The sequence below is a fragment of the Mycobacterium sp. genome, assembly GCF_036488105.1.
Lineage (GTDB): Bacteria > Actinomycetota > Actinomycetes > Mycobacteriales > Mycobacteriaceae > Mycobacterium.
Map to the genome: position 1 here is coordinate 1 of NZ_DASXHW010000108.1, position 5,577 is coordinate 5,577.

6 protein-coding genes and 1 pseudogene are annotated in these 5,577 nt (G+C 63.0%); 1 reads left to right on the top strand and 6 read right to left on the bottom strand.

What is annotated here, in order from left to right; translation table 11 throughout:
- The 6 genes and pseudogenes from VGH54_RS05695 to VGH54_RS05720 form a co-directional block, all read right to left on the bottom strand.
- Positions 1-295 (bottom strand): annotated as a pseudogene (locus VGH54_RS05695) (acyl-CoA dehydrogenase); the annotation flags it as partial.
- A complete protein-coding gene (locus VGH54_RS05700; RefSeq protein WP_331510965.1) occupies positions 292-720 on the bottom strand; it encodes a nuclear transport factor 2 family protein in 429 nt (142 codons plus the stop codon). The gene VGH54_RS05700 and the pseudogene VGH54_RS05695, both read right to left, overlap by 4 nt.
- Positions 704-1,918, bottom strand: a complete 1,215-nt coding sequence (locus tag VGH54_RS05705) for an amidohydrolase family protein (RefSeq protein WP_331510966.1) — start codon at positions 1,916-1,918, stop codon at positions 704-706. The genes VGH54_RS05700 and VGH54_RS05705 overlap by 17 nt, the downstream gene beginning before the upstream one ends.
- A gap of 3 nt (positions 1,919-1,921) precedes the next feature.
- Complete coding sequence (locus VGH54_RS05710; protein WP_325695630.1) at positions 1,922-2,257, bottom strand: hypothetical protein; 336 nt, start codon at positions 2,255-2,257, stop codon at positions 1,922-1,924.
- Positions 2,244-3,521, bottom strand: a complete 1,278-nt coding sequence (locus tag VGH54_RS05715; protein ID WP_331510967.1) for an aromatic ring-hydroxylating dioxygenase subunit alpha — start codon at positions 3,519-3,521, stop codon at positions 2,244-2,246. Before VGH54_RS05715 ends, VGH54_RS05710 begins: the two co-directional genes overlap by 14 nt.
- Positions 3,522-3,526: 5 nt before the next feature.
- Positions 3,527-4,078, bottom strand: coding sequence for a carboxymuconolactone decarboxylase family protein (locus tag VGH54_RS05720; RefSeq protein ID WP_331510968.1), 552 nt, complete (start codon positions 4,076-4,078; stop codon positions 3,527-3,529).
- Between the two features lie 329 nt (positions 4,079-4,407).
- Here VGH54_RS05720 and VGH54_RS05725 point away from each other — a divergent pair.
- Positions 4,408-5,577: amidohydrolase family protein (locus VGH54_RS05725; RefSeq protein WP_331510969.1), on the top strand; the 1,170-nt coding region annotated here is incomplete at its 3' end.

Consider the following 5,577-nt stretch of genomic DNA (forward strand, 5'->3'; position numbering starts at 1 on the left):
CCGGCGCGTAGTCGATCATCGTCGGCGTGAGCACCTCGAGCATCGAATAAGGACCCGGTTCGGCGAGGCGGCGGCCCACTACCTCTTCGCCGACAACCGCGCGAAGCATTGCCGGACCACCTAATCCGCCGACTTCGACCGGCCAGCCGTATCGCATCCAATCGGCGTCGTAGAGCGCCCGGCAAACGCGGGCGTACTGCTGCATATGACCCTGCAACGAGTGGCCCGGCCCCGGCGTCAAATCATTGTCGTCGAGCCAGGCCCGAAGATCCGAGCGGAACTGTTCGACCTTCATGCAGGGTTGGCGCTCGGTCGCCCGATCGCGTGCGGGCGTCCCGAGTCGTGTGTGCCGCTGCGCCGAATGAACGTCATGGCGCGGGTTTTCAGCCGCCACCCGTCGGCGGTCCGCACGTAGTTGTCCTTGTAATAACCGATCCGCATGTCGTGGGTGGCGTGGTCGATGAAGCACAGCGGTTGGGTTCCGGTCGAGGTGTCGCCGTCGAGATCGATCACCGGGGTAGCGGTCATGAACAAGCCTTTGGGGGCAGCGTCCACCAGCACCGGAAACCGGTCCAGCGAATATGTTTCGCCGAACGCGCTGTACGTACCGTCCGGGGTGAAGACCGCGACCAAGCCGTCGATGTCTTCCTGCGTGATCGTGACCGCGTAGCGAGCCAGCAGTTGCTGGATCTCGACGAGGTCCTCAATTCGCTTGGACATAAACCTTGCCGCCTTTCATCACGAAGCCCACATTCTGGGTTACGCCGATGTCGGACAATGGATCCCCCGGCACGGCGATGATATCGGCAACCTGGCCCTCGGCCAGCCTGCCTCGGTCGGTCACATTGATCAGATCGGCGGCGACCACGGTGGCGGCCCGCAGCACCGCCAACGGCGGCAGCCCCCAGTCGACCAGCGTGACAAGCTCGTCAGCGTTCTTGCCGTGCGGAATGGCTGGAGCGTCGGTTCCGACCGCGATCTTCACGCCGGCTTCGTAGGCGGCCAGGATCGAGGTCCGCGACTTCGGGAACATCTCTGCGGCCTTGGCCTGAAGCTCAGGCGGGGCATGCGAGACGTCCATTCCCTCAGCCAGCCGCCGCGTCGACACCAGGAAGGTGCCGCGCTCGACCATCAGCGCGATCGCCTCGTCGTCGATCAGGAACCCGTGCTCGATGCAGTCGATACCGGCCTCGACGGCGTGTTTGACGGCTTCGGCGCCATGCGTGTGCGCGGCGACCCGCATTCCACGGCGATGCGCCTCGTCGACGATCGCGCGCAGCTCCTCATCCGAATAGTGCTGTGCACCAGGCGGTCCCGTCAACGACATCACGCCGCCGGAACAGCAGACCTTGATCAGCTCGGCGCCGTGTTTGATCTGGTAGCGCACCGCCTTACGGATCTCGTCGACCCCGTTGGCGATGCCCTCCTCGACCGTCAACTCCAGAACGTGCGGCGCGAACGCGGCGAACATCGTCGGGTCCAGATGCCCACCTGTCGGCGTGATCGCGTGCCCGGCGGGAACTACTCGCGGCCCGTCGATCCAGCCCGCGTCGATGGCCTTGCCGAGCGCGACGTCGAGCAGATAACCACCGGTCTTGACGAACAGACCGAGGTTGCGCACGGTGGTGAATCCGGCCCGCAGCGTTCGGCGGGCGTTGCCCACGGCGCGCAACATCCGGGTCGGTGGATCATCCTGCACCGCGGACAGCCCGGGTTTCTCCCCACGCCCGCCCATCAAAAGGTTGACTTCCATGTCCATCAACCCGGGCAGCAACACCGAGTCGCCAAGATCGATGATGTCACCTTCGGGTTTGCCGCCTACCCCGACGATGCGGTCCCCGTCGATGCGCAGGATGCCGGGCGAGACGATCTCGCCGGCATCGACGTCGAGTAGCCCGGCAGCCTTGAGGGTGAGCACCGTCTAGATCACCGGTTCCCGGATCAGCTCCACCCACGCCGCCCCGCTGTCGGGGACCCTGGGCTGCTTCCACGCCTCGATAGGGAATGACACCATGACCAGCGACTGCATCAGATGCATCAGGGTTCGCGCGTCCTCGGGTAGGTCGTCGAGCGGGAACTTGTCGCAGTACTCGATCACATCGTTCAATCGGGGGAACGCCACGTCGTAGAACGCTTGCATCTCGGGCATCGACGACGCCAGCCGTTTGGCGTACCGCTCGGGCTCGGTGGCCAAATCCCACGCGAGATATGGCTCCAGGTCCGAGAATTCGGCGGGCAGTTGTTCAGTGGTGGCCATTGCTGGCGTACTCCTTCACGTAGTCACCGGTCACCTTGTGCAGGTGACGCAGCATGATCTCCTGATCGCAGAGCGGGAAGTCGTTGACCACCTTGGTGCCGATCATCGTCTGAGTCGCCTCCAAGGTGTTGGCATCTTGCAACGCGTACTCCTTGAACGTCACCGCGGCCAACTCCTGGGCCAGTCGCTCCCGCGCGTTCTTCGGCGGGACGAAATACAGCGTGCACTCGAAGATGTGCTTGTCGACGGCGGTCGGCCAGTAGTGATACGTCAGAAACCAGCCCGGCTCCCAGATCAGCAGCATCAAATTCGGGTAGAAGTGCCACTCGTCGATGCCCCACTGCGGCACCTTCTTCGGGTTGACGCCCGCCGGCATCTCGGTGAGATTCGCCATGACCGCCGGTTTGTCCCACGGGCCGAACAGCCCGCTGCGCAGCACCTGATCCATCGGCTTGACCATGTCCATCGACGCGGGCGGCGCTTGACCACCCCAGGTCGAGATCATCGCGTGCGGACTCGCCATCTCGTAGTACAACGCCTCGAAGCCGTACTTCTGGATCTTGGCGGCCTCCTCCTTGGTGTACTGCCCCTGATGCAACACGGGCGCGTGGTAGAACTCGGCGAACGCATCCATGAACAGCTTCCAGTTGCTGCCGACCTCGGCGCGATACGAGTAGGTCTCGGTCATCTCGTGGAACGGATAGCCCTCGATGCCCTTGGCCAGTGGTCCTAGATAGTCGGTCAGCGGCTTCGCGTGCTGGTCGAAGTTGATGAAGATGAAGCCTTCCCACACCTCGCAGCGGACTCCCACCAGGCCGTAATCGCTCTTGTCGACGTCGAAGAACTCATCCTCCTGCTGGATGAAGGTCAGCTTGCCGTCGAGGTCGTAGCGCCAGGCGTGGTACTTGCAGGTGAACTGCCGGCAGGTACCCGACGTCTCCTCATTCGGAAAGTCGTTCCACACCAGCTTGTTTCCTCGGTGACGGCACACATTGTGATAGGCCTTGATCGCGGCGTCCTTGGTCTTGACGATGATGACGGACATGCCCTTGCCGGCCGATGGCAACTCCTTGGTGAAGTAGCTGCCGGTACGCGGCAGGCGTTCGACCCGGCCGACGTTCAGCCAGGTCCGCTTGAAGACCGCGTCCCGCTCGGCTTCGAAGAACGCCGGGTCGATCGAGTCGGTGTAGTCCACCGGCGCGGTGCCCAGTTCCGGATAGTTCTCCGTCCAACTACCTGCGTCGGGCTTGGGAAAGTGTGCCAACGTCCTTACCTCTCTTGTGTTCCACCGTCATGGTCGTCTTCGACCTCGACGCCAAAAGTGTTCAGGGCCATCGCAAGTGCGATGTAGTTGCCGGTGGTGAAGACCAGGTCCATCCGCTGTTGTTCATCGAGTCGTTCGCACAGGGCCGCCCAGGTCTGATCCGAGATGTTGGTCTTTTCGTCGAGTTCGTCGACGGCGTTCATCAACGCGCTGTCGAACGCATCTTTCGACTGGCCCGTCCGCGCGGCCTCGATGTCGCTGTCGGTGAGTCCCGCTTCCTTGCCGATCTCCACGTGATGCGCCCACTCATAACTGCAGCCGCGGCGATGGGCGACGCGCAGGATGATCTGCTCGCGGATCCGCGGCGGCAGCGTCGACCCGTACAGCAGATAGCTGCTGAATCGGAGATAGGCGCGGGTCAGTTTCGGATGCCGCACCAAGGTGGACAACACGTTGCCGGCGTCGTCCGGGTTCCGCCGCTCCTCGGGGAGCATGCCCGACACCGCGTGCCGGGCAGCGTCGTCCCACTGGTCCGCCGGCAACGGGGACAGACGCATACGGGCTCCTCGTGTAAGAGAATCAGATTCTCATATTTGATCAATAGGTTTCCATGAACTCCGGGATTGGTCAATATTTGGGCTCCACCTGCGGTGACTTTGCCTGCCTGCGCGGCCGCATCCGCTGCCCCAACCCGAGCCTTACCGTGGCAGGGGTAGCCTCAAGATGTTGATTCTCGGGAACCGAGAAGCTAGTTTTCATATACGGGAGATGTCAGCGGCGAAAGCGATTCGTCGACGGGCCGACCACCGGTTCGCAACAATCACGGGATAACCGCGAGTCAAAGACCAGGTGGGCCCTGAACGCCCCCGATTGAGAGGACCGGGCTGTGAACAAAGACGACATGATTTTGATCAGCGTCGACGACCACACCGTCGAGCCACCGGACATGTTCAAGGACCACTTGCCGAAGAAGTACATCGACGATGCGCCGCGCCTGGTGCACAACGACGACGGCTCGGACACCTGGCAGTTCCGCGACACGATCATCCCCAACGTCGCGCTGAACGCGGTGGCCGGTCGTCCGAAAGAGGAATACGGAATCGAGCCGCAGGGCCTCGACGAGATCCGCCCGGGTTGTTACAACGTCGACGAGCGGATCAAGGACATGAACGCCGGGGGCATCCTGGCGTCGATCTGCTTCCCATCGTTCCCCGGCTTCGCCGGACGGCTGTTCGCCACTGAAGACCACGACTTCTCCATCGCGCTGGTGCAGGCCTACAACGACTGGCACATCGAAGAGTGGTGTGGCGCCTACCCGGCCCGCTTCATCCCGATGGCGATTCCGGTGATCTGGGATGCCGAAGAGTGCGCCAAAGAGGTGCGGCGGGTCGCCAAGAAGGGTGTGCATGCGCTGACCTTCACCGAAAACCCGGCCGCAATGGGGTATCCCAGCTTCCATGACGACTATTGGAAGCCGCTGTGGGATGCGTTGTGCGACACCGACACCGTGATGAACGTCCACATCGGATCCTCGGGCCGGCTGGCGATCACCGCACCCGATGCGCCGATGGACGTGATGATCACCCTGCAGCCGATGAACATCGTGCAGGCTGCCGCGGATCTGCTGTGGTCGCGGCCGATCAAGGAATACCCGGATCTCAAGATCGCGCTGTCAGAGGGCGGCACCGGCTGGATCCCCTACTTCCTCGAGCGGGCGGACCGGACCTACGAGATGCACTCGACCTGGACGCACCAGAACTTCGGCGGCAAGCTCCCCAGCGAGATCTTCCGCGAGCACTTCCTGACGTGCTTCATCAGCGACAAGGTGGGCGTCACGCTGCGCAACATGATCGGCATCGACAACATCTGCTGGGAGGCCGACTACCCGCACAGCGACTCGATGTGGCCCGGCGCGCCCGAGGAGTTGTGGGACGTGCTGGAGGCGAACAGCGTGCCGGACGACGAGATCAAGAAGATGACGCACGAGAACGCGATGCGCTGGTACTCGTTCGACCCATACACTCACATCACGCCGGAGCAGGCCACGGTCGAGATC